This window comes from Pseudomonas knackmussii B13, assembly GCF_000689415.1.
GTDB lineage: Bacteria > Pseudomonadota > Gammaproteobacteria > Pseudomonadales > Pseudomonadaceae > Pseudomonas > Pseudomonas knackmussii.
In genome coordinates, this window is sequence record NZ_HG322950.1 from 5301923 (window position 1) to 5325452 (window position 23530).

33 protein-coding genes and 1 pseudogene are annotated in these 23530 nt (G+C 61.2%); 17 read left to right on the forward strand and 17 right to left on the reverse strand.

Going from position 1 to position 23530, the window contains the following annotated elements; translation table 11 throughout:
• Window positions 1-83: 83 nt before the first annotated feature.
• The 14 genes from PKB_RS24800 to PKB_RS29390 all read right to left on the reverse strand — a co-directional run bounded on the left by PKB_RS24800 (window position 84) and on the right by PKB_RS29390 (window position 7411).
• Window positions 84-641, reverse strand: a complete 558-nt coding sequence (locus tag PKB_RS24800; protein ID WP_043255414.1) for a hypothetical protein — start codon at window positions 639-641, stop codon at window positions 84-86.
• Window positions 638-919: a hypothetical protein gene (locus PKB_RS24805; protein WP_043255416.1), complete on the reverse strand. Its 282-nt coding sequence runs from the start codon at window positions 917-919 to the stop codon at window positions 638-640. Before PKB_RS24805 ends, PKB_RS24800 begins: the two co-directional genes overlap by 4 nt.
• Entirely contained in the window at window positions 916-2316 is a 1401-nt protein-coding gene (locus PKB_RS24810; RefSeq protein ID WP_043255418.1) for a replicative DNA helicase, read from the reverse strand. The genes PKB_RS24805 and PKB_RS24810 overlap by 4 nt, the downstream gene beginning before the upstream one ends.
• Window positions 2313-3155 carry an ATP-binding protein gene (locus PKB_RS24815; protein ID WP_043255420.1) on the reverse strand — a complete coding sequence of 281 codons (843 nt, stop codon included), beginning with the start codon at window positions 3153-3155 and terminating at the stop codon, window positions 2313-2315. Before PKB_RS24815 ends, PKB_RS24810 begins: the two co-directional genes overlap by 4 nt.
• Entirely contained in the window at window positions 3136-4056 is a 921-nt protein-coding gene (locus PKB_RS30040) for a hypothetical protein (protein ID WP_197539239.1), read from the reverse strand. The genes PKB_RS24815 and PKB_RS30040 overlap by 20 nt, the downstream gene beginning before the upstream one ends.
• On the reverse strand, window positions 4056-4298 hold the full coding sequence (locus tag PKB_RS24825) for a hypothetical protein (protein WP_242411196.1): 243 nt from the start codon (window positions 4296-4298) through the stop codon (window positions 4056-4058). The genes PKB_RS30040 and PKB_RS24825 overlap by 1 nt, the downstream gene beginning before the upstream one ends.
• Complete coding sequence (locus PKB_RS24830; protein ID WP_043255422.1) at window positions 4295-4759, reverse strand: hypothetical protein; 465 nt, start codon at window positions 4757-4759, stop codon at window positions 4295-4297. The genes PKB_RS24825 and PKB_RS24830 overlap by 4 nt, the downstream gene beginning before the upstream one ends.
• A 1-nt stretch (window position 4760) precedes the next feature.
• Window positions 4761-5030, reverse strand: a complete 270-nt coding sequence (locus tag PKB_RS29720; protein ID WP_043255423.1) for a hypothetical protein — start codon at window positions 5028-5030, stop codon at window positions 4761-4763.
• The gene (locus PKB_RS29380) at window positions 5023-5331 is read right to left on the reverse strand and encodes a hypothetical protein (protein WP_084166722.1); all 309 of its coding nucleotides are present in this window, start codon (window positions 5329-5331) and stop codon (window positions 5023-5025) included. Before PKB_RS29380 ends, PKB_RS29720 begins: the two co-directional genes overlap by 8 nt.
• Window positions 5332-5334: 3 nt before the next feature.
• The gene (locus PKB_RS29385; RefSeq protein WP_043255425.1) at window positions 5335-5655 is read right to left on the reverse strand and encodes a hypothetical protein; all 321 of its coding nucleotides are present in this window, start codon (window positions 5653-5655) and stop codon (window positions 5335-5337) included.
• A complete protein-coding gene (locus tag PKB_RS24845; protein ID WP_156958072.1) occupies window positions 5652-5945 on the reverse strand; it encodes a hypothetical protein in 294 nt (97 codons plus the stop codon). The genes PKB_RS29385 and PKB_RS24845 overlap by 4 nt, the downstream gene beginning before the upstream one ends.
• Window positions 5942-6313, reverse strand: a complete 372-nt coding sequence (locus tag PKB_RS28840; RefSeq protein ID WP_052355380.1) for a hypothetical protein — start codon at window positions 6311-6313, stop codon at window positions 5942-5944. Before PKB_RS28840 ends, PKB_RS24845 begins: the two co-directional genes overlap by 4 nt.
• A 98-nt stretch (window positions 6314-6411) precedes the next feature.
• The gene (locus tag PKB_RS24855) at window positions 6412-7029 is read right to left on the reverse strand and encodes a hypothetical protein (RefSeq protein WP_043255429.1); all 618 of its coding nucleotides are present in this window, start codon (window positions 7027-7029) and stop codon (window positions 6412-6414) included.
• A gap of 160 nt (window positions 7030-7189) precedes the next feature.
• A complete protein-coding gene (locus tag PKB_RS29390) occupies window positions 7190-7411 on the reverse strand; it encodes a transcriptional regulator (protein WP_084166724.1) in 222 nt (73 codons plus the stop codon).
• 97 nt (window positions 7412-7508) lie between these two features.
• Here PKB_RS29390 and PKB_RS30230 point away from each other — a divergent pair, with 97 nt between their 5' ends.
• From PKB_RS30230 to PKB_RS24930, 17 genes are all read left to right on the forward strand, one after another.
• Complete coding sequence (locus PKB_RS30230) at window positions 7509-7949, forward strand: hypothetical protein (protein ID WP_052355381.1); 441 nt, start codon at window positions 7509-7511, stop codon at window positions 7947-7949.
• A complete protein-coding gene (locus PKB_RS29725) occupies window positions 7946-8767 on the forward strand; it encodes a hypothetical protein (protein ID WP_156958073.1) in 822 nt (273 codons plus the stop codon). Before PKB_RS30230 ends, PKB_RS29725 begins: the two co-directional genes overlap by 4 nt.
• Complete coding sequence (locus tag PKB_RS29730; protein WP_156958074.1) at window positions 8764-9609, forward strand: hypothetical protein; 846 nt, start codon at window positions 8764-8766, stop codon at window positions 9607-9609. Before PKB_RS29725 ends, PKB_RS29730 begins: the two co-directional genes overlap by 4 nt.
• 184 nt (window positions 9610-9793) lie before the next feature.
• Window positions 9794-10309 (forward strand): Rha family transcriptional regulator, encoded by a 516-nt coding sequence (locus tag PKB_RS24870; RefSeq protein WP_043255433.1) that lies wholly within the window; start codon window positions 9794-9796, stop codon window positions 10307-10309.
• A 78-nt stretch (window positions 10310-10387) separates the two neighbouring features.
• Complete coding sequence (gene csrA, locus PKB_RS24875) at window positions 10388-10588, forward strand: carbon storage regulator CsrA (protein WP_043255435.1); 201 nt, start codon at window positions 10388-10390, stop codon at window positions 10586-10588.
• Window positions 10589-10590: 2 nt separating this feature from the next.
• Entirely contained in the window at window positions 10591-11673 is a 1083-nt protein-coding gene (locus PKB_RS24880) for a Lar family restriction alleviation protein (protein ID WP_043255437.1), read from the forward strand.
• Window positions 11670-11894, forward strand: a complete 225-nt coding sequence (locus PKB_RS24885; RefSeq protein WP_043255439.1) for a hypothetical protein — start codon at window positions 11670-11672, stop codon at window positions 11892-11894. The genes PKB_RS24880 and PKB_RS24885 overlap by 4 nt, the downstream gene beginning before the upstream one ends.
• Window positions 11891-12109, forward strand: coding sequence for a hypothetical protein (locus tag PKB_RS29735; protein ID WP_043255442.1), 219 nt, complete (start codon window positions 11891-11893; stop codon window positions 12107-12109). The genes PKB_RS24885 and PKB_RS29735 overlap by 4 nt, the downstream gene beginning before the upstream one ends.
• On the forward strand, window positions 12093-12779 hold the full coding sequence (locus tag PKB_RS24895; protein WP_084166726.1) for a hypothetical protein: 687 nt from the start codon (window positions 12093-12095) through the stop codon (window positions 12777-12779). Before PKB_RS29735 ends, PKB_RS24895 begins: the two co-directional genes overlap by 17 nt.
• A complete protein-coding gene (locus PKB_RS28850) occupies window positions 12776-13492 on the forward strand; it encodes an HNH endonuclease signature motif containing protein (protein ID WP_052355383.1) in 717 nt (238 codons plus the stop codon). Before PKB_RS24895 ends, PKB_RS28850 begins: the two co-directional genes overlap by 4 nt.
• A complete protein-coding gene (locus PKB_RS24905; RefSeq protein WP_043255443.1) occupies window positions 13455-13697 on the forward strand; it encodes a hypothetical protein in 243 nt (80 codons plus the stop codon). The genes PKB_RS28850 and PKB_RS24905 overlap by 38 nt, the downstream gene beginning before the upstream one ends.
• A 232-nt stretch (window positions 13698-13929) precedes the next feature.
• The gene (locus PKB_RS24910; RefSeq protein WP_052355384.1) at window positions 13930-15108 is read left to right on the forward strand and encodes an Arm DNA-binding domain-containing protein; all 1179 of its coding nucleotides are present in this window, start codon (window positions 13930-13932) and stop codon (window positions 15106-15108) included.
• 66 nt (window positions 15109-15174) lie between these two features.
• On the forward strand, window positions 15175-15618 hold the full coding sequence (locus tag PKB_RS24915) for a Panacea domain-containing protein (protein WP_043255445.1): 444 nt from the start codon (window positions 15175-15177) through the stop codon (window positions 15616-15618).
• Window positions 15619-15629: 11 nt separating this feature from the next.
• The gene (locus PKB_RS24920; RefSeq protein ID WP_043255446.1) at window positions 15630-16043 is read left to right on the forward strand and encodes a hypothetical protein; all 414 of its coding nucleotides are present in this window, start codon (window positions 15630-15632) and stop codon (window positions 16041-16043) included.
• A 192-nt stretch (window positions 16044-16235) separates the two neighbouring features.
• Window positions 16236-16430 carry a hypothetical protein gene (locus PKB_RS24925; protein ID WP_043255448.1) on the forward strand — a complete coding sequence of 65 codons (195 nt, stop codon included), beginning with the start codon at window positions 16236-16238 and terminating at the stop codon, window positions 16428-16430.
• Window positions 16431-16580, forward strand: a complete 150-nt coding sequence (locus tag PKB_RS29740) for a hypothetical protein (RefSeq protein WP_156958075.1) — start codon at window positions 16431-16433, stop codon at window positions 16578-16580. It abuts the gene before it with no gap.
• A gap of 99 nt (window positions 16581-16679) precedes the next feature.
• Window positions 16680-16871 (forward strand): hypothetical protein, encoded by a 192-nt coding sequence (locus PKB_RS24930; RefSeq protein ID WP_043255450.1) that lies wholly within the window; start codon window positions 16680-16682, stop codon window positions 16869-16871.
• A gap of 461 nt (window positions 16872-17332) precedes the next feature.
• Here PKB_RS24930 and PKB_RS24935 read toward each other — a convergent pair whose 3' ends face one another.
• The 3 genes and pseudogenes from PKB_RS24935 to PKB_RS30240 all read right to left on the reverse strand — a co-directional run.
• Entirely contained in the window at window positions 17333-18661 is a 1329-nt protein-coding gene (locus PKB_RS24935; RefSeq protein WP_043255452.1) for an OprD family porin, read from the reverse strand.
• A 322-nt stretch (window positions 18662-18983) separates the two neighbouring features.
• Window positions 18984-20573: a mechanosensitive ion channel family protein gene (locus PKB_RS30235; protein ID WP_422613541.1), complete on the reverse strand. Its 1590-nt coding sequence runs from the start codon at window positions 20571-20573 to the stop codon at window positions 18984-18986.
• Between the two features lie 204 nt (window positions 20574-20777).
• Window positions 20778-23360: pseudogene (locus tag PKB_RS30240) on the reverse strand (bifunctional diguanylate cyclase/phosphodiesterase); the annotation flags it as partial.
• Between the last annotated feature and the right edge of the window lie 170 nt (window positions 23361-23530).

The following is a 23530-nucleotide window of genomic DNA, read 5'->3' on the forward strand; positions in this document are numbered from 1 at the left end:
CGGCAGAAGCGACCTTCCTTGGAGACCGGGCGGTGAATCGCGATGATATTATTTTGACGTCATTCTTTCCACCGCCCGCTCTATCACGCCACGCTCAGAAGCTTCTCGCGCTCCAGAATCTCCGTCACACGCACCACTGCTTGCTCCTCAAGAGCATCCAACGCCTTCCAGATGTCACGCCGCCAGCGACTACGTGTTGAGTCAGGTCGCGCCTCAGTGTCCCAGGCGTTAATGTCGTACCACTCTGCCGACAGCATCAGCACCTCCGTCGAGCGCTTGCCCTCCTTGCCCTTCATCCTGGGAATGCACCAGGTAGTGACTGCCTTGGTGAGGAACAGGTGCGGCGCCGGTGTGCTGATCCGAGGGACCAGCCTGGCGATGGCCTGGACGCGTCGACCGTTGTGAGTGGAATACCTCGCGTAGAGCACATCCCACTCCGCAGTTGACAGCTCGCGGTGTAGAAGAGCGTGCAGCATGCAATCGAACTCAAACTGATCACGGGCTGACAGCAGAGCGCGAAAGCCACCGTCGATCTTGCGATCGATCAACCGCTGCCAACTCTGCTTCGCCGTGTTGTCGATTGCGTCGGCCGCCAAAGCTCGGATGATGGCGGGAAGCACATCACGATAAACGCCTCTCATGCAGCCCCCTTCGGCGGTGGAGTGATCCCCAGAACATCGCGCAGCAACGTCTCAGCGGCGCCCCCCTTCACATTTCCCTGCTGAACCCAGGACTTCGCGAACGCCTCGAATCCGAGCGGAGAAGGGCTTCCCATCCAACTAGCGACCAACTGGAGCAGGCAGGCCATCACCGTGGGCCCGGCAGGGAGGTTAGGCAGTTCCTGGGCCAGCACCTGGAGCAACTTACGCTCGGGCTGGGTCATGCTTTTCCGCGGCGCCAGGGCCGTTACATTGGTCATGCTGCTTTCCCCTTCTTGCCGTACTGGTTGGCGAACGTGCTTCGGCCCATCTCGACCTCTTCCTGGGAAGGCTCGCGGTAGCCGAACAGGTTGACGAATCGGCCGTACTGGCCCTGCTGCTGGACGTGGCACATCCCCGGCTGCGCATTGCGGTTCTTCGGCATGAGTACCTCGGTTATGCCGTTCTGCCCTTCCTCGCTGTCCATGTCGCGATGGACGATGAGGATGCAACTGGCATCGGCCTCGATCTCGCCCGAGTCGCGAAGGTCGCTCGCCTGGGGCCGCTTGGCCTTGCCGGTGCGCTTAGTCGACTCCCGGTTGAGCTGCGAGAGGACGATGACAGGCACGTCCAGCTCCTTGCTCAGGTGCAGCAGGGCCTTGCTCACGGCGCCCACCTCGTCTGAGCGAGTGCGGCCCCTCACATCGACGGGCACCAGGCCCAGGTAATCCACGACGATGCCGGCCAGTCCATGCTCGCGCTTGGCGCGCCTGGCGATAGCCCGCATACGCGACGGCGTGACGGCGGGGTCGTCGCAGATGAACAGGGGCGCGTCCTTGGCCTGATTGGCGGCGACGCCTACGCGCTGCCAGTCGTCCTCGTCCATGTCCTTGGGCGCGTCCAGGCGCTTGAGGTCGATCCCACCCAGCGAAGCGATTGCACGGGTGCCAAGCTCCTCCTCGGGCATCTCCAGGGAGAACACTAGCCAGGGCCTCCCTCGCTTCACGGCGTTGTGCTGAGCGATCTGCAAGGCCAGGGTGGTCTTGCCGCTACCGGGCAGGCCGGCGATGACGGTGACCTTCTTCGGGCGGATGCCGCGCATCAGTTTGTCGAGATCGGCCAGGCCAGTTTCCTGAAACTTCGGCAGGCGGTCGTTCAGGCCGTCGTCAAGTTTGTCGCAGACCTTCAGCACCACCTCGTCCAGGCGCCGATAGGCCGGCGTATCGTCGTCAAGGTCGCGCAGGTCGGCCATCGCCTCCTGTGCCCTGGCAATGATCTCGGCCAGCGGCCGGTCCTCGGTTGCCAGGTCCTCGACAGTGCGTGCGGCGTCGATCAGCCGGCGCAGCACTGCACGCTCGCGCAGGTGCCGCGAGTAGGTGCGCCAGTTCGCCGTCGACGGGACATTCATGGCGATCTCGCCGGCATAGGCCAGCGTTCGTCCAGTGCTCGGCAGTGTCGGGCGAACCTGGGCAATCGTCACGGGATCGACAGGCACTCCCTCTGCGTGGAGATCCGCAATCGTCTGGAAGAGCGCAGCGTTGTCGTCGAAGTAGAAGTCCGCCGCTGTGATCGTCTCGACGACCTGGTCCACCAGGGCCGTGTCCTGTTGCACTGCGGCGCGCAGGATAGCGCCGAGCACACCGTGCTCAGACTCGAGGCTGTACAGTTCACGGCTCATGCGGATACCCCGCGGCGCGCCGATCCCCAGGTGAAGCGCACCGCCCTGCCGCCCTGTCGCAGGCGGTCCAACGCCCGCTCGCCGATGAAGTCCTGCAGCGTCAGCTCCCCGTGCTGGTCGCCACCGGCCTCGGCCGGCAGGTTCGAGATCAGCACGGTTGGCAACACCTGCTGGTAGCGCTGGTCGATCACCTCGTGCAGCAGGCCGCGCTCGTACTCGGTGCCGCCTTGGGCGCCCACCTCGTCGATCACCAGCAGGTCGAAACCCACCAGCTCCTCGATCACGTCGCGCTCGGTGTACTGGGCGGTCCTGGCCATGGCGCCCTTGGCCGCCCGGATGATCTGGGCGGCGCTGGTGATGACGGCCTGGGCGCCGTGCTCGCGGATCACGTGCTGGGCGATGGCGCTGCCCAGGTGCGTCTTGCCGGTGCCGACGTTGCCGACCAGCAGCAGCGAGCGGCCGGCCTCGTAGTGCTCCGGGAACTTCTCGGCGAAGTCGCGGCAGCGGACCAGCACCTGGACCATCGGCACGGTGTCTCCGGTCTGGTAGCTCTGGAACATGGCGTCTCGGAATCGAGGGGTGATCCCGGAGCCGATCAGCAGGGTGTTCAGCCGGCGCTGTTGCTCGACCTGCAGGGCCTGCCGATGTTGCTCGCTGCCTTCTGGCGAGGTGCGCAGGCCGGCGAAATGGCAGGCCGGGCAGCCGGTGGAGAGCTTGCCACCGTCGAACTGCTCCACGCTGACCTCTGTGTAGCGGCCATGCACCGGGCACTCGGCGCCGTTATCAGGCCCCTGGGTGCGCTCCGGAGCGCGGACGAAGTTAGAAATTCGGGCCGTCATGAGCCGACTCCTCTCGATACATGTCAGGGGTGTGCTTAGGGAGATTGACGAAGTTCGAGGGCCTGGAACCCAGCGATGGTCCTGCACGTTGAACACCGATCGGGATACGCTGATTTCGTACCCAATTGCGCCAGGTCGCCTGCCAGTCCAGCTTGGTGGCGCCCTTTCCGGTAGCAGCACGCCAGTGGTCGCCGAAACTTTCACCGACCTTGCGCATGGCTGCCTCACCGAACTCCGGACGCTCGCTGAGCGCCCAAGCCAACCAGTCATCGGGCAATGTCCAATCCGCCGGAAGCCGAGTGCCTCGTTTGGCCTCGTTTGCCGGAGGCCCCTGCTCAGGCTCTGGTGCTGGGCGCTGCTCCTGCGGCGCCAGCTCTTGCTCTTCTTCAGGATTCGGTGAATCAGTGAATCGGAGAATCAGGGCGTTATCGGACTGTGGGGCAACGGTTGCCGAACCGTTATCTAACGTTGGATTAACGTTATTTCCCTTGATGGCAGGCACCCCGCTAACGTGAACAAGATGTTTCCCCCCCGTCACGCAGCCGCCCTTTCCACGTTCGTTCACGGTTAGGAAACCGTTAGCATCCGGAAGCAAGCTGTCCTTCTCCGTGCCATGCGGCTTCTGGTGCTTGAGGAAATTCGCCACCTCGACGACGGCAAAGCCCTCGACCTCGTACCGACTGACGAAGCCCTTATCCGCGAGCGCGGCAAGACCTTCATCAACGTCATAGTCATCCCCAGGGAAGAGTTTCATCTTGATGCGCTTCGGGCGGTCCTCCAGCCGACCTTCCCGATCGGCTAGAGTCCACAACCCTATGAAGAGCAGTCGATCGAACGGTCCAAGCTCGGCCAGTTCTTCGTTCTCAAAAAGACCCGGCTTGATGTTGCGAGCACGAGCCATCAGATGTTCAGCTCCTCTGTTACTCGCCGGATGAAGTCGTCGTAGCTCTCCGACATGGCGAGCCCCTGACCTTCCAGGGCTTCGCGATAAGCCTTGGCCGAGCCATAGAGCACCCAGCGATCGCGCTCCGGCAGGTCGCGGAATTGACGGTAGGTGGGCCACGGCCCAGCGATCGCCTGTCGCTCAATAGAGCCAGCTTGGGAGTGCCTAATTCCGATCTGGTCGTGGCGTTCAATACTCATTGGCACACCTCCGCTGGCGAGGAGGCATACAGGACCGGGATAAAGACCTCATCATCATCCGGTTCGTCTTCCACGATGTTCACGAGCGCAGTCACATGCTCAACTGCCATTCCTCGCGCCTCGTACCATTTGGCAAAAGCCAGCAAAAACGCCTTCCCAGCTGGGATGCCTTTGAGCTGCGCCACGCCCGCTACCAATTGGCGAGTCCGCCCCTGCATTTTCTCCAAGTTAGCAATGGTGGCTGGAAGGAGATCTGCCTCCACCTCGGCAATCTGCACGATGTAGCCCAGAAGGTCCTCCGACAGCATCTCGAACACCTGGCGCGCCAGTTCGTAATCAGTGAAGCTGAACCAGTAAATTGCCTTCCGCGAAAGCCCCTGGCCGATGGATACCTGGAACAACGTCCGGCTGGTGGAAATGATCGGAGCGACATGATCAATATGTACGGCAACGTTGTTCATTTCAGTGCCCTCCCAGAGCTTCGCGCCCAGGCGCATACGCTGCGCACTGCACAGGGTTATCTCGGCGAATTCTGCGCATTGCGATCATGCAGTCCGGGTTTTCATCAGCGAGCCGGTCCGCCATTTCGCGCATTGCCCATCCCCCAGTGATGTGATGCTCAGCCAGTACCTCGGCATGCGCACCAACGACCTGAACCACGAATGAAGCAGACGCCATGAATAAGGAAGCCTGTTCAGCGATATCGCCCTCACGCAGCATCGAATTAACCATGGCAACCTCCCAGCTCTGCTTTGACGTCATGCTCAATTCGTCTCCACTCAAGTTCACGCTCAAGGTCAGTTCGTTCAACATCCGCTTTCAGGCCTGGGACCAAGCCGAACAGCGCGCTATCGACTTGCTTGCGGCGGGTATGGATCTCGCTCATTTGCTGTGATGAACCGTCGATAGCGTCGACAGCCCAGCCGGGCAACTGATTGTGAAGCCGCATCTCGTTGAGAACGGTCCAGAGATGAGAGGTCAATTCGCGCTCAGCGCGAATCCCCTGGCGAAGCGCTGCAATTTGTTGAGTCATGGCTCATGCCCTCCGTTCAATACCAGCAAGCAAGCCAGCCAAATCGGCGCGTGCACGCTGGGCGCCGCGCATCAGGCGATCTGTGGTTGCATAGCGCGGCTCGTACTCGCCACGTCCTACCCAGCAGTTGTTGCCCGGATAGCGCTCGTTCAGCAGGCTGGCGCCGCGCTGAGCTTCAGCCTCAGTAGGAAATGGGGCGACCATCTGCGCCACTGCGAGGCCATTGACCTGAACCGCCGGCGTGGAGATGAACCAGAACAGGATCCCGTCGCCAGGAAGTGCGCGCTGAAAATTGGCCCCCACATCAAAGCCACGTGCATTCACAGGTCACGCTCCCGATAGGCTTGCCCTATCTGCTGGCTGTACTTGAACAAGAAATTGCCGGTGTGCAAGATGACGCGCTCGAACAGGTCATGGATCTCAGACACCACCGGGTGCCCACCACCGCCGAGGGCAGGAATAACTGCCTCCATCAGCAGAACGTGCAGGTCGTTGAAGTCCTGGCGGGCATGGTTGAACAGGTCGAACTCATGTCGAGTGAGCTCGACACGATCCATCAAATGACCTGCGGGAAGAGTTCCCGATGGAGTGGGCGGAGCAATGTGTGCGTTCATGCTGCCGCCCTCGAATGAGCGATCGCCTGGGCAGAGCGCGTAGGGAAAGCAGCGAGCTGTTCAAAGCGCTCATCCCAAGGCAGTTCGGCAACCTCGCCAAACCACGCGCCCTCATAGACGTTGAGAGCGAAGCCAGAGCGTCCCTGGGAAACCGCGGCGTTGCCAATCTGCTGGCAAGCATCTCTAGCATCGCCAGCAGACTTGAAAGGCCCCGCGATGCCATAAGGAAATCGCTCCCGTCCCTCCAGCTGTATGCAGTAGTACCGAGTGAACGGTTTACCGCCGCTGGTGAGTTCGCGCTCGACTGCATCGTCGTTCACGTCGAGTTGCGCAATGCCGCGTGCTTTGGTAGTTTCGCGACCAGACATTTTTCGTCCTCCTACAGACGATATGAGTCAGCCACTCGCGCCAACGAGTGGTGGTTGAGAACCCGCCCTAGAAGGCGGGTTTTTGCTGCGCAGCAGCATTAGACAACTGCTCGCAATTGCGGCTCAGAGTGAGCCGAAAGTTCCTTCTCCATCCCGCGGCGGATCTCCAACGCGCGAGATTCCACGAAGCGAAGGGTTTCGATAGCAGCCGGAAGTTCAGGCAGGTCTTGGGCGTCGATCTTTCCGTCAGCCAAAACCTGACCGCACTTGGTCACTGCATCGCCGATGCGGGACACCAACTGACCGAAGGCGCTCACAGGGCAACCATCAGCGCCAGCTTCACGAGCCGCCACCAGGCCATACCGAGCAGCCAGCTCTAGGGCACAGCGCTCGCGACGCTCAGAATCGAGTGCCTGCACCCAGGCCTCCTCGATCCAGGACGGCAGATCGACTTCCCCATCCAGCCAGCGCTCGACGCGCTTGCTCCAGGCCTTAAAGGCGCGGCCGTACGCGGGGACATCAGTAGTCACCGTCAGCGCCACCAGATCCGGATAACCACGATCAGCAGCACGCTCCGGCACCAACTGGAAGATCGTGGTGTTCAGCGACTCGGCAAAACCATCCTGGCTAATCGAAGTGCGCGCGATCATGTCGCGGGCGAAGGAGATCAGGACTCCTTCCCGGGTAACGCTGTGTCGAAAGTTCGACGTATTCATCTAGAACTCCTGGTCCTACTCTCTGCCTTGTCGAAAAGGAACCTTTGTTCTGTTCCTATAAGGAGATGCCTTCTATGCGTATTAGCCACAAGGCCGCTCAAAACGCGCACCAATCGCTTGCTCCCTGCGTGCAGGCGTGTGTTGGGAGAGTTCGAGGTGGCTAAGCGGCTTCGGCCCCCCAAGGGAACGATGGGCACAACTGATGGCGACTAATCTGACCGCCAGTTAGGGCTTCGATGTGAACAGCACGAGCCGCAGGTACGGGACGAATTCCCGAGCACCACTGATTGACGGTAGGGGTCCGGATGTTGAGCTGGCGCGCCAGTTCGGCCTGGCTGCCCATGATTCGAGCTGCCTCGCGCACCGCCTCTGCTGAAGTCATAACTACTCTCCGTTAGGCAACGGACAGGAGAATAAGGCATTACCTATCATTAGGCAAGCCATTGCCTAATGCGCGAAGGTAAAGGCCTACTTAGGCAATGCTTACTGGCGAAGAATTGGGCGCAGCAATCGAGTTGGCCCGACTCAAGAAAAAGGTCACCAAAAAGAAGCTTGCAGAGGACTTCAACGTGAAGCCGCCCTCTGTTCAGGGCTGGGTCAAGACTGGGCGTATCGATAAGTCCAAGCTGATGGATCTGATCGAGTACTTCCAAGACGTCGTTGGTCCTGAACATTGGGGATTGAGGCCCGGCACAACCTTTGGTGGAGGCTCGGAGACCTACTCACTTGACGAGGTGGTCGAAGCTACCTCCGAAGAGTTCGATGAACTCCTCGCCCAGCTCAATGAGGCGAAGAAGAAAGCGTCACCTAAATCTCAGCAGACAATCAGTCGTATGATCGGCATGGCCGAGCGTGGCGAGCTCGACGATTCGGCCTGGAAGCTGATCAACGATCTGCTTACGGAGCTTGCGAAGAAGTGAATGGAGTCCGTTACGCAGCCCTCCAAAGGGGTAGCAAACGATATGTCGACGAAGGTGATGACCATCTAGCGGTCCTTATTGGTGATATCAGACCAGAGGGTAAATCGAGCAGCCTCAGAGCTTTTGTCAAAATATGCCAAAATCGAGCCCAACTCCATGCAGAGTTAGTTGGATCAACTATTGGCCGAGCTCTCGGGGTAAAGATTCCAGAACCATATCTGGTAATAATAAAGGAAGAGGCTCGCCCGCCTATTGATGTTCCACTTCCGGTTCTAGGATTTGGCACTGCAGCTGTGGCAGGGCACACATTTGCTCGTCTTGGTAACTTCGCCCAACTGCATCTAGCGCTGAAAGACATTGATCTAGTTGCTGCATTTGACCAATTAATCGCAAACAGCGACAGGCATCTTGGGCAAATGATCTACGACGGAAAGGATCATTGGGCCATTGATCATGCTCAGAGTTTTGGAGGGTCAACCTGGCACGAGTTCGGCCTTCCTTCACCCGAGATCGACATCATAAACTGGCTATTGGAGCGCTCCGACTACGGGGCCAGCTTGGAAGAAAATGAGGTTGCCAGGTTTGCTTTGCGTAAGCGGACAAATAAAAGCTTCGCTCCGCTGGTCGGCAAAGTCGAAGATCTTTTCATAGCAGCTGGACTCGGCAGGATAATCGACGAAAATTCCTTGCGAGACCTATACAATTGGATTGAGTCCAGAATCACTCACGCGGTTGAGCAGATATGTCAGAAGATTGGCTTACCCGATATGGGTTACGCAGTGACGTCCTTGAGCGATTCCCAGAGCTCCCAGCCTTGACTGCTTTCTGGGCGCCCATTCGGGTTGAGCCAATTGCGATGTCTGGTGAAGCGATAACGGTGGCTGTAGCCATTATCGGCGAACCTGGGACTCGCCCACATATAATTTCAGCACTTTCTGAAGATGTCGTAACCTCAGTTTTTGGCCCTCACGCCCCCAGCCTGATAGGGATAGCGAGGACAGCATCGGACAGCCTTTTTCAACACCTCGAAAAAACAAATGACTTCAAGTCGTGGATTCCACCGATTTCCGGTGTTTCTCTTGGAGACATTGAGGAAGGACAAGGCAACTCTATTGAAGAGATTGCCCGCCAAGCACTACGCGCTTCAGCCTGCCTAAGTGCAATGACTGAAGAATTCAGATCACAAGAAAAGAAGAGCGAAAAAAATCGCCTTGTGAGCAGCGTGAAGCGAGCAATGAAAATTCTAGAGCCCGCCTTCGCTGACCGCTTCCACGTCCCAGTCCCGGTGGTCATACGCCAAACCAAGATGAGTATTTACTGCGACTATTACTCATCAAAGCTTGCAATCAACATGTGCAGCATGGGACCAGGCCGCAACCTCCCAGCACAATTCGACTCATTCTATTCGCGACTATGCAAACTTGACCAATTGCGAGGAAATGAGGCTTTAATTCAGCACAACCAAGCCCCATACATCCTTATTGAAGTACCTGACGAAGCAACTATTGAAGCCTCTCCCGACAAAAGCAACATACATAATTTAGAGCAAAAGATACTTATGGCTCAGGATTTAACTGAAAAGCGAAAGTTCAATTTAACAATAATATCTTCACCGAATAAAGGCGCCCAGCGAATCGTTGAACTGGAGCGTGCAGCCTAGACCGACGATCGGCTGGCCTGCCCCCTCCCCGAGAAACCCGCCTCTGAGCGGGTTTTTTCTGTCCTCAGGAAAAATATTAGGCATTGGCTATTTACACCAATTAGGCATTAGCTTACATTTGGACTCATGCCGAGCGGCACATCGCCAGCCAGGCCGTACGTACGCCTATGTGAGGAAGTCACGAATGCTCGAACTGCAGCTAACCAACGACGACTATCGCAAGATGATCCAATGCGAAGACGGGCGGCTCACCACCACCTCGCTGAAGGTGGCCGAGTGTTTCGGCAAGCCTCACGGCAAGGTCCTGCGAGACATCCGCAAGCTGGCGTGCAGCGAGGGTTTTCGACAAGCCAATTTTGGCTCGTCCTCTTACCTCAATGAGCAGGGGAAAAAGCAGCCCATGTTCACCATGTCCCGGGACGGCTGGATGTTCCTTGTCATGGGCTTCACCGGCGAAAAAGCAGGCGCTTGGAAAGAGGCATTCATCGCTGCTTTCAACTGGATTGCTTCCGAGTTGGCTCGCCGAAACTACTCGTACGAGCAGATGCGCAACGAGCTGCTGTTTGAGTTCAAGCAAGAGAAGGCTGTCGCAAGCCTGGCTGGCAAGACGCTGAAGCGCTGGCAGCTGAAGAAGCCCGAGATTGAAGGGCGAATCCTGGCCGTTGAGCTCGAAGGACAGCACCAGCTCCAGCTTCACTAACCCAGAAGTACCGATCGAATTTTGCGAAAGCCATCAATCGCGGCAGGCCGAAGGCTTGCCTGGAGAAAGGAGATTCACATGCTGATTTTGACGCGCCGAGTAGGCGAAACCATCCGCATAGGCGACGACATCGAGGTCACGGTGCTCGGCTATCAGGGCAACCAGGTCCGCCTCGGCGTGACCGCCCCGCGTGACATCGAGGTCCATCGCGAGGAGATCTACCAGCGCATTCATGGCGCAGAACTGCGCCATCAGCCCAAAGCCGTAGGGAGCAACTGACCATGAATGCCGTCACCATCGTTCTCCGCTCGGGCATGGGCATGCACCTCGACGCGGTGCGCCCGTACCTGAATCCGGGCATGCCGATCGCCATCGGTCGCGCCGGCGCAGTGATCGCCGAGGTTGCCGACGGCAACGCCATCGATGACAAGCGCCTGGCAATAAATTCCGCTGCCGGCTACATCGACTCGGCCGAGCGCTACATGGAGAGCGACGGCAACCTAGAGAGCATTGTCACTGGCCTGGAAAGCGCGCTGATTGGCATCGAGCACTGCGCCATGGCGGGCCAGAACGGCTCTGCCCTGCAGGCCATGGATGCCCTGCGCCGTATACGCGAAGTCGCGGCGGTATTCCTGGATAGCTCCGGAGTGCGTGCAGAGCGAGGCATCCCTGCCTCCGGCGCCGCTGCAGAACCGGCCTGCCATGTGGCCGCAGCCGCTCGCCGAGCGGTTAATCCTGACGAGCGATGCACGCTTTGCCAGGCGAACAACCATTCCGAGACGGAGTGCGCCTGGTTCGGCAACGAGAAGACCCTGGCCTTCGTGCAGCAGCTCGACAAGTTCATCATCGAGCGCGCTGCTGAGTTCAACGCGGCACCTGGCGAAGCGCTGAAGCCCTCCATCTTCGACGTGATCACCGGAACCGCGAACCTACCTCCAAAAGTCCCCCAAGAGCTGCCGTCGCGGGAGGAACACATAGCCCAGATCGAGCGAGTGGCTGCCGATCTCCACGAGCATGGCCCCGACCGTGTGCAACTCAAGCCGTGCGACTTCTGCGGCGGCCCGCCGGTGCCGTTCGTCCAGCTTGCCTCCCAGGGGTTCGGCGCCGCGCCGCGCCTGGACAGCTATGGTGACGACGGCCTATCGATCGAAGCCTTCGTGTCCTGCCACGAGTGCGGATCCCGCGGCCCGATCCATGAGGACGACATCTTCGACGCCAGTGACTATGACTCGGCGCTCGAGGCCGGCGTGGACCTCTGGCAGACCCGTGACAAGCGCCACGCGGAGCTGTACGCGGCCGGAGAGGCTGAAGGCCTGAACCTGTTCCCGCGCCCCGATCAGGTATCGGAAGGCGGTGAGCTGTGAATAGCCGCGCGCACTGGTTCTGGCACTGCCTACTCAGCGTCGCCGCCATCTCCTTCCTTGGGTTCTTCATGGCAGCGATCGAGCAGCGCGACGAAGCTCGACGCCTGGCCAGGCCCTCCATCGACATGCGCGGCACCACCCTGGTGGTTTCGTGCCCGAAGCCGATCACGCCGACGGCAGCCCCTGGCGCTCACCCGCAACAACCGAGGTTCATCCTATGACCCTGACCGCACATGTTCCGGCCGGCGCGTACTCCAGCCCACAGCCGGCGAACCCCAGCCCGTTCTACACCCTCGGCGCGCGTTTGGTGGACCTTGGCACTGCCCTGCAAAACGAACGCAGCACCATCGACGACCTCGTCCGCCTGGCCAGTGCCTGCGGCATGGATCTGCGCATCAAGATGGTGGAGGACTGCAGCCGTGCTGATGAAGCATGACCACTTCCTACACCTAACCCGTATCTGGAGCCGACCGGGTCTGACGCTTCGCACCCAGTTGCTTATCGCGCGCAGGGTGGCACGCCAGTTCGACCAGTTCGACAAGGTGGAGGGGGTCGTCTACTCCCGAGCAAGTCGCTCCCTCAAGAACGGCCTGCCGTTCACCAAGGGGAAGCTGGACAAGCTGGAGCACGATTACCGAACCCTTCGCAAAATGCGCAAGGCCGGCAGGCTGGCTATTGGGGAATGGCTGATGCCGGCCGGCGCCGAGATCGAGGCGGAGCTGGGCGTCGACGGAATCTGCGACGTGCTCGCCATCAACCCGGTACACCGGGCCGAGGCGGCCGAGGCGAAACCTAGCCAGGCCGTTGACTTCCTGGTCTTCGTGGCGGGACTGGAGGACAGCGCCACCCATTTCAGCGCCAGGCGTCCATCGCCCTGGAAAGAAGGCCCGCTGTTCCACTGCGTGCTCGAACTGATGATGAAGTTCACCAAGGAGAACCCGGGAGCCCTGGGCGATCCCTTTGCGCCGGATGGCCCGCTCTATGGCGCGTCGAAGACTCTGGTTCGCAACGACGGAACGATCGAGACGCAGCGCGCAGCGCTGACCTTGCACAGCCGCGACGGCACAGCACGGGTGATTGAACGGAAGCCGGAGGTAAGTCGGTGAAGAAGCGCTGGTTGCCGGCCGACGATGAGCGCCTTCGCGAGCTCTACGGCACCCAGAGCGCCGAGGAAGTCGCCGAGCTGCTTGGCAGAACACTGTCAGCAGTGGTGAGCAGGGCCAGCTCGCTTGGCCTTGGCAAGCGCCCATGGACCAAGGCAGACGAAGACCAGCTGCGCGAAATTTACCCGCGCAGTGACATGGCCGATATCTGCAGGATTACCGGGCGGACTACCACTGCGCTCCGGGCCCGCGCCGCGATCCTGGGTATCAAGCGAGTTGATAGCCCGAATCGTCGCTTAGCGAATCAGCGGCACAGCGAGTACCTGAGAAGGTGTCGTGAAGAAGGCTTCAGGAACAGCACGACCGCGCCAATCGGTGCGGAGGCAGTTCACGGTGGAAAGCTCTATCGGAAGGTCGCAGACACTGGCGACTCGCACCAGGACTGGAAGCTGATGCACAGGGTCATCTGGGAGGAAGTCAACGGTCCGATCCCTGAAGGCAACCTGGTGGTGTTTCGAGATGGGAACACGAAGAACCTGACCATAGAGAATCTGGAACTTATCACCAAAGCGGAAAGGATGCGAAGGCACTCGATCGCTCGCTATCCACGAGAGATTCACAGCGCAGCGGTTGCCCTCGGCTTCTTCAGGGCAAAGCTGAAGAGATTGGAGACAGAGAATGAAGAACCTGAACGAACTGCGGGAGATCTTGGGTAGGACCATGGAGGGAGTTCTGAACGGAAGCGTCACCGTCGACCAGGCAAAGGCAGTGGCAACGGTGGCCGCTGAAGTGAACACCACGGCAAGACTCGAGGTGGACATGGCCAGGGCAACTGATGGCGACTTCAAGGGCAGCGGGTTCCTGGATGTTGACCCTACACCAAAGCGGCCTCAGATCGGACAGGAAGGACGAGGCCGGTGACGGAGCCAGCACAAGTGGCCGCGCGCCACGAAATCGCCAAACGCCAAAACGTGGCGCTCCACGATTAGGGGTAACAGATGCGCTACATGACAGTCAGGAAGTTCGCCATGGAGTCTGGCTACACCGAGGATGCCATCAGGTCGAAGATCCGCGACGGCGTGTGGCTGCTCGGAGAAATCTGGATCAAGGCGCCGGACGGGCGAACCTTGATCGACGTTGAGGGGTACGAATCATGGGTAGAGATGGGCGGGGAGTCCGGGCGGTCTCGGACTCCAGTATTGAAATCACGTTCATGTACCGCGGCGTCCGTTGTCGGGAACGGATCGCGCTCAAGCCCACCGCCACTAATCTGAAACGGGCGGAACAGCACAAGGCCGCAATCGAGCACGCCATCGCCAACGGCACATTCGACTATTCAGTGACCTTCCCTGGCTCTCCGCGCGCGGCCAAGTTTGCGCCGGAGGCCTCACGGGAAACGGTTGCCGGCTTCCTCGGGCGGTGGCTCGAGTCGAAGCACAAGCACGTTTCCAGCAGCACGTTCGACGGTTACAGGAAAATCGTCGAGCTGCGCCTGGTACCAGCCTTGGGTCCCATCATGGTGGTCGACCTGAAGCGGAAGGCTGTGAAGGACTGGCTGGACACCCTGCAGGTCAGCAACAAGACGCTCAGCAACATACAGAGCTGCCTCCGCTCTGCGCTCAGCGACGCGATGGAAGAGGAATTGATCGACAGTAACCCACTCGCAGGTTGGACCTACGCACGGAAGGGAGAAGTGAAGGACGATGACGTCGACCCGTTCTCTCCGGAAGAGCAGCAGGCGATTTTGGGCGCCCTCGAGGGTCAAGGCCAGAACCTGGTGCAGTTCGCGCTATGGACTGGGATGCGGACCAGTGAGCTCGTAGGCCTCGAGTGGGGAGACATCGACTGGCTTCGCGGCGAGGTGCACGTCACCCGGGCAATCACCCAGGCAGCCAAGGGCAAAGCAGAGGTGACCAAGACGACCTCGGGCCGGCGGAGCATAAAGCTGCTTGGCCCTGCCATGGAGGCACTGAAGGCGCAGAAGGCGTACACCTACCTGGCCAACCAGGAAGTCTTCCAGAACCCGAGGACTGGAGAGCGCTGGGCAGGCGATGGCCCGATCCGCAAGACACTATGGGTGTACGCGCTGAAGAAAGCCGGCGTTCGCTACCGCCGCCCGTACCAGACACGGCACACATATGCCTCGATGATGCTGTCGGCCGGAGAGCATCCAATGTGGGTTGCTCAGCAGATGGGCCACAGCGACTGGACGATGATAGCCAGAGTATATGGGAGGTGGATGCCTGCTGCTGATGCATCAGCAGGATCAAAAGCCGAGCAGATGTGGCGTGCTGACGAACCTCAATTGACTTCCGCGAAAGCTGGCGGATAATCAGCCACCGTTTTGATGTCACATGCTATACACATGTTATCCACAGGAAATGACCAAGGAGGTCTAATGCCTAGCTCTGTCGATGTGGCGAAGTTCTTCCTCGCCCAGTCCAACGAAGAGGCTGGCGACCTTGTGTCCAACCTGAAGCTGCAAAAGCTCGTCTATTACGCCCAAGGGTTCCACCTGGCTGTCTACGACCAGCCTCTTTTCGATGATGTCATCGAAGCTTGGACACACGGCCCCGTCGTACCTACCGTCTATCACCACTACAAGGCATACGGCTCGGGTAGCATTCCCGCACCGGCGGACTTCAATCTGGAAGTGTTCCGCCCCGAACAGGTAGAGCTGCTCAACGAAGTGCAGCAGATATACGGACAGTACTCTGCATGGCGGCTTCGCGAGATGACTCACGAAGAAGCACCGTGGCGTGACCACTTTAAAGCTGGCGAGATGAGTCGGGAGATCCCAGCTGAAAGCATGCAGAGGTTCTTCAAGACCCTTGTGAACTAAGCAACGTCGAAATGAAGCGTCTCAAGGAAAGAGGCCCGAAAAGCAGTTCGCTCCTGAAAGAGAGAGCGGCCCCTGCTGAAAGCCCAGAGCAGAAGCCGCCGCTCTTCTCTTTCGAGTTTATGCAGCCGGCGTATTGCGTGTCGGAGTGTACTGCCGATGAGCGCGGACAGGTCCTCTCGAAGATGCGCACGCTGAGCCAAATGACTTGGCAGCAGATAAAGCAAGCTCCTCGGCACGGCCTAGGCTTCGAGATTATTGGTCGCGACTCCTTCAAGGCCGCTATACCAACCTTCCTAACTCCGGAGATTAACTTGATCTCGTTTCGCGCGATCGGGATGGCCCCTATGGTTGGTTACCGCGATGGCCGGATATTTCACATACTTTGGATCGATAGAGATTTCACCGTCTACGATCACGGCTCTTAACTGTAATGACAGCCTTATGCCAGCCTCTCCTCTGAAGGCCGCGTAGTTACTGGTTTCGCTGCGGGTTCAAATCCCCCCGGCTCCACCAAATGCAAGACGAGAAGCCCCCGACCTTCCAGGCGAAGTTCGGGGGCTTTTTCATTGGGGCTGGCGGGCGCTAGTCTCTTCGCAGGACGAATGCCTGGAGCTGCCATGGAACTGCTCTGGCTGCCGTTGATGCTGCTGACCAGCTACTGGTACTTCCAGAGCGCCTCGGCCGGTACATCCCTCCCCTTGCGACTCCTTGTCTCAGCCCATGGCCTGGTCGCGGCGCTATTGCTCATTGGCGCTTTGCTGGCCGGTTTTAGTGGCTGGCATAGGGATGCGCATGTCGCGGTCTTTCTCTGATTGCAGTTGCTGCCTTTGCTGCTGATCGTCCTTTCCCTGCTGCTGTTTCGTGGGCCGCGGGAGATCCACTGGCTGCAACTGCTGAACGTCACCGGAATGCTCTGGCCGGGTTTTCTGGGGGCGATGCTCGCAGGTGGAAGGTGGCTCTGAATGGCTCGCCTTTGGCTCCACAGATCATTTTCCGTCCTGCCCAGTTGTGGTACTTAAGAGCACCCCGAACCTCCACGAATAACAAGAAGAGGAATCTGGATGTTCAAACTCCTCCTGCTGGCCAACGTATTGCTGGCCAGCGTATTCGTTTGCGCCCTGAGTTGGACGGTGATCGTCTGGTCGCCGCCGCTGAGCAAACCGGTCCGCGTCGAGCACGCTTTCCGCGTGCCAGCCCCGGCGCCACTGCATCAACCGGCTCATCCGTTCTGGTTCGCCCAGGTCATGCTCTGATCGGCAATTTCCTCAAGCCTCCCGCCGGTAGCGCTCTCGCCTGCCCCTCCGAATCACGCCCCCGCCGTGTAGGCATCGCCGGACCGCGCCGCTTCCCGGGACGCCGGCGCGATCGGCGATGGGTTGAGTTTCCCCGCCGGGGCGCTGGTCGGTAATACGGCATTTTCCCGAGACGGAATCAGCCTGTTGCACGGGGGCTCAGGCGACAGCTGAGGAAAAAACAGGGCATAAAAAAAACCGCTCCCAGGGGAGCGGCTGAAAGGACGTTGATAGAGCAATCACGATTTTTCAACGTCAGGAGCCGGTTTCCGCCGCATCGACTGTGCGATACGGCGGAATGGATGAGACAGGTTAGAGACCGTTAGCCTGCGAATAAATTCCGCAGACAGCCATGAACTCTTCGGGAAAACGTAACAATCCTTGAACGCCCGCCGGCGCGATGCCGGCTGGCCTTGCGGCCGTCAGAGGATCGACAGCGGGTAGTCGATGATCAGGCGCATCTCGTTGTTGTCCGCCTCGGCCTGGTCGGTGTTGCCACGGTGGAACGCCTGGCGCAGGCGGAAGGACAGGTCCTTCGCCGGGCCGGACTGCACCACGTATTTGGCTTCCACGTCGGTCTCGTGGTGGCTGCCGTCGGCACCGTAGCCGTAGGCGCGGTACGGGCTGTCAGCGGCCATGTGCTCGCCGTCGATGTTGGTGCCGTTGATGTAGCGGGTCATGAAGCTCAGGCCCGGTACGCCGTAGGTGTCCATCGCCAGGTCGTAGCGAGCCTGCCAGGAGCGCTCGCCCGGACCGTTGAAGTCGGAGTACTGCACCGAGTTGGCGAGGAAGATCGAATCGCCGGCCGCGCCTGCACCGTTGTCGCCGAAGCCCACGTAGTCGAACGGGGTATCGCCCTGCACCTTCTGGAAAGCCAGGGTCAGGGTGTGCGCGTGGAGGAAGGAGTAGGCGGTGGCGAACGACCAGGTGGTGTTGTCGATGCGACCGGCCTTGGCCTGGCCATAGTCGGTGGTCTTGTAGATGTTGAAGTCGAAGTTCAGCGACTGATCGCCGCCCAGGCCCAGGGTGTAGTTGGCGTTGCCGTAGTACTGGCGCCAGATGTCTTCGAGTTCGGCACCATACAGCGAGACGCTCAGGTCCGGGGTGACGGCATAGCGGCCACCCAGGAAGCTGGCGCTGTCGGCCTCGACGTTGGCGTAGGTGGCGAAGATGCCGCCGGTGTGGCTGGTGGTCACCGGGCTGGTAGCGGCGGTGTAGTGGCCGGCTTCCAGGTCCAGGTCCTTCACTTCGCTGCTCTTCAGCGCGAAGCCGCTGGCGGTCTGCGGCATCAGACGCGTGCCGCCGGCAGCGAATACCGGAGCGGTCGGCTGCATGTCGCCGAATTTCAGCTCGGTCTTGGAAACACGAATTTTGAGCGCGCCGCCGGCCTTGCCGTAGCTGTCCTGCGGGTCGCCATGGCTGTCCACCGGCAGGTTGCCGGTGCCGGCGTTACCGCCGCCAGCGTCCAGCTTCAGGCCCAGGTAGCCGAAGGCGTCCACGCCGAAACCGACCGTGCCCTGGGTGTAGCCGGAGCTGTAGTTGGCGAAGAAGCCCTGGGTCCAGTCACGCTGGTCGCCGGCGCCGTTCTTGCCGTCGTGGTCGTAGTACATGTTGCGCAGCAGCAGGTCGAGGTGGCTGTCCTCGAGGAAGCCCTTGGCGTCGGCCTGGTCGCTGACGAAAGCGTCGGCGTGGGCCATCTGGCTGGCGGCGGATACAGCGAGCATCAGCAGGCTGAGTTTGACGTGCTTCATGGTGGTGCCCCTTGTGTCTTGGAATGCGAGCCGATGTAAGCGTGACGGCACGTTTTTTAAGGCAGAATGAGTGCGCGGCCAGGCTCGCGAGGAGCAGCCGAACGATCGAGAGGTAATACGCGGTCCCCGCTTGTTTTCCCCTGCGGAGTGGGGACACATGATGCCGATTGCGCGGGCGATTTGAACCCGCAATCAGGCAAAGGACTCTTAACAAAAATGTAATGAATCCCCGTGCCAGAGCCTTCTCCGAGGTATCAGCCGAGACCGGAAAGCAAGCGGCCGGCATAGCTGCCGGCCGCAAGGTCGCGGTGCGGTCAGGCGATCACTCCGGGTCCTTCGGCGGCTGTGCCGGGGCCTGATACCACTGCTCGCGCGGTACCCATTTCGGCTCGCGCGGATCGCCCAGGTAATGCGGCGACATGATCTGCACGCCGTATTCGTTGAACACGTCCTGGATGTTCGCGTGCAGCATGCTCAGCAACTCGGCGCGCGGTTGCGGTCCGCTGGGAACGGCCTGGGCGACCAGGCGGTACTCCGGGTAGAAGTCCGACAGCGCGGTCTGGAACACGTGCGGCTTTGGCCGCTGCAGGATGCCTTCGGTGCGCCGCGCCGCCTCCAGCAGCATCGCCTCGACCTGCCGCCAGGGCGTGTCGTAGCCGATGGTCACGGTGGTATCGACCACGTAGCCCGCGCCCTGCACGGTGCGCGAGTAGTTCTTGGTCACTGCGCCGGTGATGGTCGAGTTGGGGATGGTCAGCACCTCGCCCAGGCCGGTGACGATGGTGGTGGTGAACATGCCGACCACGCTGACCGTGCCCTCGTGCTCGCCGATGCGGACGAACTCGCCGGGCCGCAGCGTGCGCGTGTAGGTGAGGATCAGCCCCGACGCGGCCTGGCCGACCACGCTGGAGGCGCCCAGCGAGATCATCAGGCCGATCAGCACCGACAGGCCCTTGAAGGCATCGGTGCCGGAACCGGGGAAGTACGGGTAGGCCATGGCGATGGCAAACAACCAGATCGCCAGCGAGGTCAGGCGCTCCGTGGGGATCAGGGTTTCCTGGGTCAGCCAGGGGATGGCGCCCGGCCGCGACAGGCGCTGCAGCAGACGCCGGCTGAAGGCGCTGATGCCACGGGCGATGAAGAAGATCGCCATGACCACGGCCAGGCCGGGAATCGCGTTGACCATGCCGGTCAGCAGGTAGGTCGCCAGCTCCAGCAGGTAGCTGTTGAGGCTCTCGCCCCAGGGCCGGGTATAGGGGAAGCGCGCGAGCACGAAGCTCAGCCATTCGTAGCTGGCCAGCAGCACGAGGATCCAGTACAGCAGCGAGGCCACCCGGCGGATCAGCGGGAAGAGGAAGCCGGTGTCGATCAGCGGCGTGTGGCCGATCTTCAGGCTCTCGGCGTGGCGATTCATGACCCGTACCAGCACTGCGAGCAGCTTGCCGCGCATCCAGTGCAGCGCGCGCAGCAGCGCCAGGTAGATGAGCGTGGCGATGCTCGCGGCCGCCGCCGCGACCAGCAGGAAGCGCAGGCTGCGCGCCTCCTGGCTTTCGACGACTACCTGGCGCAGGCGCTCGGCCGCCTGCTGGGCTGCTTCATGCACGCTGCTGTCGTCCGGACCGAGGTCGTTGGGGGTGACGAAGAAGGCGCGGCGGTCGGCGAGCAGGACCATGTAGCTGTTCTGCACGCTATCCACGGTCACCGTCAGTTCCGCGTGACCTTCCAGCGCCTCGTCGATCGCAGCCTTGGCCCGGGCGACGCGGATTTCCGGGCTCTCGCCGAGCAGATTGCCGCGAAACACCATGATGCTGCGGTTTGCGACCTTCAGTTCCGCCGTCGCCGGCGCGGCGCTCGTCGCATCGGCCGTATCCGCCGCCTTCGCGGTGCAGACGCAGCACAGCAGCAAAACCATCAACGACCACAGATACGCCCTGATGCGCATAGATCCGACCACCCCATTGCTACGAATTCGTCCATAAAAATTCGAAACGTCGCTTCGCAGCGTAGCCCAGCCGCTACCGATGGACGGTGGGGCGGGGCAGCCGATGTCGAGCGCTTCCAACTGGCGTTGCAGGCGCCAGGTGGTGACCTGGTCCGCGCTCATCGGGCGGCTGAAGTAGTAACCCTGGGCGATGTCGCAGCCCAGGCGTTCGAGCGCCTCGGCGGTGGCGGCATCCTCCACGCCCTCGGCGACCACCTGCATGCCGAAGTTGTGCCCGAGGGCCACGGTGGACTGCACGATCATCGCGTCGGAGAAGTTGCTGGTCATGGCCGAGACGAAGGTGCGGTCGATCTTCAGCACCTGCACCGGCAGGCGCTTGAGATAGGCCAGCGAGGAGTAGCCGGTGCCGAAGTCGTCGATCGACAGCGTCACGCCCAGGTCGCGGATCGCCTGCAGGCTGCGCAGGGCCATTTCCGGATCCTCGAGCAGGGTGCCCTCGGTCACCTCCAGCTCGATCAGCTCGGCCGCCACCTGGTGCTCGTTCAGCAGCGACTGCAACTCGCTGACGAAGTGCGGGTTGCGCAGGTTGTTGGCGCTGATGTTGATCGCCATGCAGGTGCCCAGGCCGCGCTCGCTCCACTGGCGCAGTTGACGCAGGGCCTCGTTGAGCACCCAGTGGGTGAGCGGGTGGATGAGCTCGGTGGACTCGGCCAGGGGGATGAACTCGCTGGGCGGCACCATGCCGCGCTCGGGGTGGTCCCAGCGCAGCAGCGCCTCGAAGCCGACTACCTGACGGTCGCTCAGACGCACCTTGGGCTGGAAGTGCAGATGCAGGCCGCCCTCGCGGATCGCCCGGCCCAGCCCGGTGTGCATGGCCAGGCGTTCGGGGGTGTAGTTGTCGTCGCTGCGCTGGTAGAGCACGAAGTCGCGGCGGCTGTTCTTCGCCTGGTACATGGCGATGTCCGCGCAGCGCAGCAGGTCGCCCGGGTTGTCGCCGTGCTCCGGGTAGCTGGCCACGCCGATGCTGGCCGCCAGTTCGATCTGGATGCCGCCGGCCAGCAGCGGCTGGCCGAGCACCTGGCCGACCCCCTGGCAGAGCCCGGTGATCGCCACCTCGTCCAGCAGGTGGCTGGTCACGATGGCCATTTCGTCGCCCCCCAGGCGGGCGATGTCCGCGTCCTGGGTGCGCAGCCAGCCGCCCAGGCGCTTGCCGACTTCCTGCAGCACGGCGTCGCCGTGCTGGTGACCGAGGGTGTCGTTGACTTCCTTGAAGCGGTTCATGTCCAGCAGCAGCACGGCGAAACGCTGCTCCGGCCGGGTGGCGATGCGCTGCTCGATGTCGCGCACCAGCCAGTAGCGGTTCGGCAAGCCGGTCAGCGAGTCGTGGCTGGCCAGGTACTCCTGTTCTGCGAGATAGCGCTTGCGCTCGGTGATGTCGTGCAGCACCAGCATCAGCAGGGTGTTGTTCTGCCAGCGAAACAACGTGGCGTGGGCTTCGCAGTCAAGCGGCTGCTGGTTGTCGCGACGCAGGAACTGCCATTCGCAGTCCACCTGGCGCTGTGCGCCGCTGAGCAGGTTGCCCAGGTTGGCGCGACTGGCGATCAGCGACAGCCGGCCATCGGGCTGGAACTTGGGCGACAGCTCCGAGGGCAGCATGCCGATCAGCGCCTCCGGCGCCGCCACGCCGAACATCTGCCCGGCTCGCTGGTTGGCGGCCTGGACGCGGCCATCGACGCCGATAAGCAGGACGCCGTCGTTGATGTCGGTGAACAGCTGCCGGTAGAAGCGCCCGTTCTGGCTGATCTCGCCGATCAGCAGGCGCAGTTGCCAGGCCGCCAAGCCGATCGCCAGCGCACTGATGAGCAACAGGGCGGCGCTGAATGCGGTGCGCTTGAGCCAGGGAATCAGGAAGCTGGCGGTGGTCTGTCCGACCACGGCGTGGATCGGGAAGCTGGCCGAAGGCGCGTCAGCGAACAGGGTATTGCTGCCGTCGATACTCGGCCCCTCGACCACCGCGAAGCGCGGTATCTCCAGGCGCTTGCGCGGTGGCGAGCCCGCCGGCAACGGCAGGCCGACGTAGCCGCTCGGTTCAGGCATGCGGTAGAGGATCATGCCGTCGTTGTCGATCATGCCGGCGTTCATCTCGGCGGCGAGCCCCAGGCGGCGCAGCAGCTCGCCGATGCGGTCGGCATCGATCAGCGCGCCGACCCGCTGGATCCGGCCCTTGGCATCGCGCTGGCCGATCAGCATCGGCAGGTACAGGTTGTTGCTGCTGGGCAGACGCTGCACGCGCCCGAAGATCGGGCGCTCGCCGACTTCCAGAGGGAACTGCCCGGCCAGCGCCTTGAACTCTTCGCTGGCCGGATGCCCGCGGTTGTCCACGGCCAGGGCCCGGTCATCGCGCACCACGAAGAGGTAGGCCGAGATCGGGTCGTAGCGCATGGCCTTGGCCAGGACCTCCAGGGTGTCCTGGTCACTCGTCACGCCCGTTGCATTGAGGTCGTCGGCGACGACGTACATGCTCGCGTAGCTCTGCAGCAGGAGGGAGCTGATGTAGCCCTCCAGGGAGCGCGCGAGCGCGGAGATGTTCTGCCGCACCAGGGCGGAGCTGCTGCTGTAGTCGCGGTAGCTGCTCCAGCCGCTGATGCCGATGAGCAGAACCAGAACCAGCAAGACGCCAGAATAGAAGGTCACGCCGATGCGTTGGCGGCGGGTGGCTCCTCGGGCATGGGCGAAGAAATCGAGATTGCTGGTCATGGGTTCCGTCTACGACTGCAGCGAGAATGCCGCGACAAGGGTATGGCATAGAGCCATCAACCCGATACGACTATTACATTAGTCAGGCTTATCGGCCGGCAGACGGGAAAATCCAGGCGCCATCCGCCGAGCGGCGGGCTTCAGCGGTTCGTCTCATGGAGCTAGAGCGG

What these genes read in the sequence shown, in the direction of transcription:
- PKB_RS24870 (WP_043255433.1), top strand. Translation starts at nt 9,794, where the DNA reads ATGCTCGAACTGCAGCTAACCAACGACGACTATCGCAAGATGATCCAA.
- PKB_RS30040 (WP_197539239.1), bottom strand. Translation starts at nt 4,056, where the DNA reads ATGGCTCGTGCTCGCAACATCAAGCCGGGTCTTTTTGAGAACGAAGAA.
- PKB_RS24815 (WP_043255420.1), bottom strand. Translation starts at nt 3,155, where the DNA reads ATGACGGCCCGAATTTCTAACTTCGTCCGCGCTCCGGAGCGCACCCAG.
- PKB_RS24910 (WP_052355384.1), top strand. Translation starts at nt 13,930, where the DNA reads ATGGGTAGAGATGGGCGGGGAGTCCGGGCGGTCTCGGACTCCAGTATT.
- PKB_RS29380 (WP_084166722.1), bottom strand. Translation starts at nt 5,331, where the DNA reads ATGACTCAACAAATTGCAGCGCTTCGCCAGGGGATTCGCGCTGAGCGC.
- PKB_RS30230 (WP_052355381.1), top strand. Translation starts at nt 7,509, where the DNA reads ATGCTTACTGGCGAAGAATTGGGCGCAGCAATCGAGTTGGCCCGACTC.
- PKB_RS30235 (WP_422613541.1), bottom strand. Translation starts at nt 20,573, where the DNA reads ATGGTTTTGCTGCTGTGCTGCGTCTGCACCGCGAAGGCGGCGGATACG.
- PKB_RS24855 (WP_043255429.1), bottom strand. Translation starts at nt 7,029, where the DNA reads ATGAATACGTCGAACTTTCGACACAGCGTTACCCGGGAAGGAGTCCTG.
- PKB_RS24930 (WP_043255450.1), top strand. Translation starts at nt 16,680, where the DNA reads ATGTTCAAACTCCTCCTGCTGGCCAACGTATTGCTGGCCAGCGTATTC.
- PKB_RS24920 (WP_043255446.1), top strand. Translation starts at nt 15,630, where the DNA reads ATGAAGCGTCTCAAGGAAAGAGGCCCGAAAAGCAGTTCGCTCCTGAAA.
- PKB_RS24925 (WP_043255448.1), top strand. Translation starts at nt 16,236, where the DNA reads ATGGAACTGCTCTGGCTGCCGTTGATGCTGCTGACCAGCTACTGGTAC.
- PKB_RS24915 (WP_043255445.1), top strand. Translation starts at nt 15,175, where the DNA reads ATGCCTAGCTCTGTCGATGTGGCGAAGTTCTTCCTCGCCCAGTCCAAC.
- PKB_RS24825 (WP_242411196.1), bottom strand. Translation starts at nt 4,298, where the DNA reads ATGAGTATTGAACGCCACGACCAGATCGGAATTAGGCACTCCCAAGCT.
- PKB_RS24880 (WP_043255437.1), top strand. Translation starts at nt 10,591, where the DNA reads ATGAATGCCGTCACCATCGTTCTCCGCTCGGGCATGGGCATGCACCTC.
- PKB_RS29735 (WP_043255442.1), top strand. Translation starts at nt 11,891, where the DNA reads ATGACCCTGACCGCACATGTTCCGGCCGGCGCGTACTCCAGCCCACAG.
- PKB_RS24800 (WP_043255414.1), bottom strand. Translation starts at nt 641, where the DNA reads ATGAGAGGCGTTTATCGTGATGTGCTTCCCGCCATCATCCGAGCTTTG.
- PKB_RS29390 (WP_084166724.1), bottom strand. Translation starts at nt 7,411, where the DNA reads ATGACTTCAGCAGAGGCGGTGCGCGAGGCAGCTCGAATCATGGGCAGC.
- PKB_RS24805 (WP_043255416.1), bottom strand. Translation starts at nt 919, where the DNA reads ATGACCAATGTAACGGCCCTGGCGCCGCGGAAAAGCATGACCCAGCCC.
- PKB_RS24830 (WP_043255422.1), bottom strand. Translation starts at nt 4,759, where the DNA reads ATGAACAACGTTGCCGTACATATTGATCATGTCGCTCCGATCATTTCC.
- PKB_RS24845 (WP_156958072.1), bottom strand. Translation starts at nt 5,945, where the DNA reads ATGAACGCACACATTGCTCCGCCCACTCCATCGGGAACTCTTCCCGCA.
- PKB_RS28840 (WP_052355380.1), bottom strand. Translation starts at nt 6,313, where the DNA reads ATGTCTGGTCGCGAAACTACCAAAGCACGCGGCATTGCGCAACTCGAC.
- PKB_RS24905 (WP_043255443.1), top strand. Translation starts at nt 13,455, where the DNA reads ATGAAGAACCTGAACGAACTGCGGGAGATCTTGGGTAGGACCATGGAG.
- csrA (WP_043255435.1), top strand. Translation starts at nt 10,388, where the DNA reads ATGCTGATTTTGACGCGCCGAGTAGGCGAAACCATCCGCATAGGCGAC.
- PKB_RS24810 (WP_043255418.1), bottom strand. Translation starts at nt 2,316, where the DNA reads ATGAGCCGTGAACTGTACAGCCTCGAGTCTGAGCACGGTGTGCTCGGC.
- PKB_RS24935 (WP_043255452.1), bottom strand. Translation starts at nt 18,661, where the DNA reads ATGAAGCACGTCAAACTCAGCCTGCTGATGCTCGCTGTATCCGCCGCC.
- PKB_RS29720 (WP_043255423.1), bottom strand. Translation starts at nt 5,030, where the DNA reads ATGGTTAATTCGATGCTGCGTGAGGGCGATATCGCTGAACAGGCTTCC.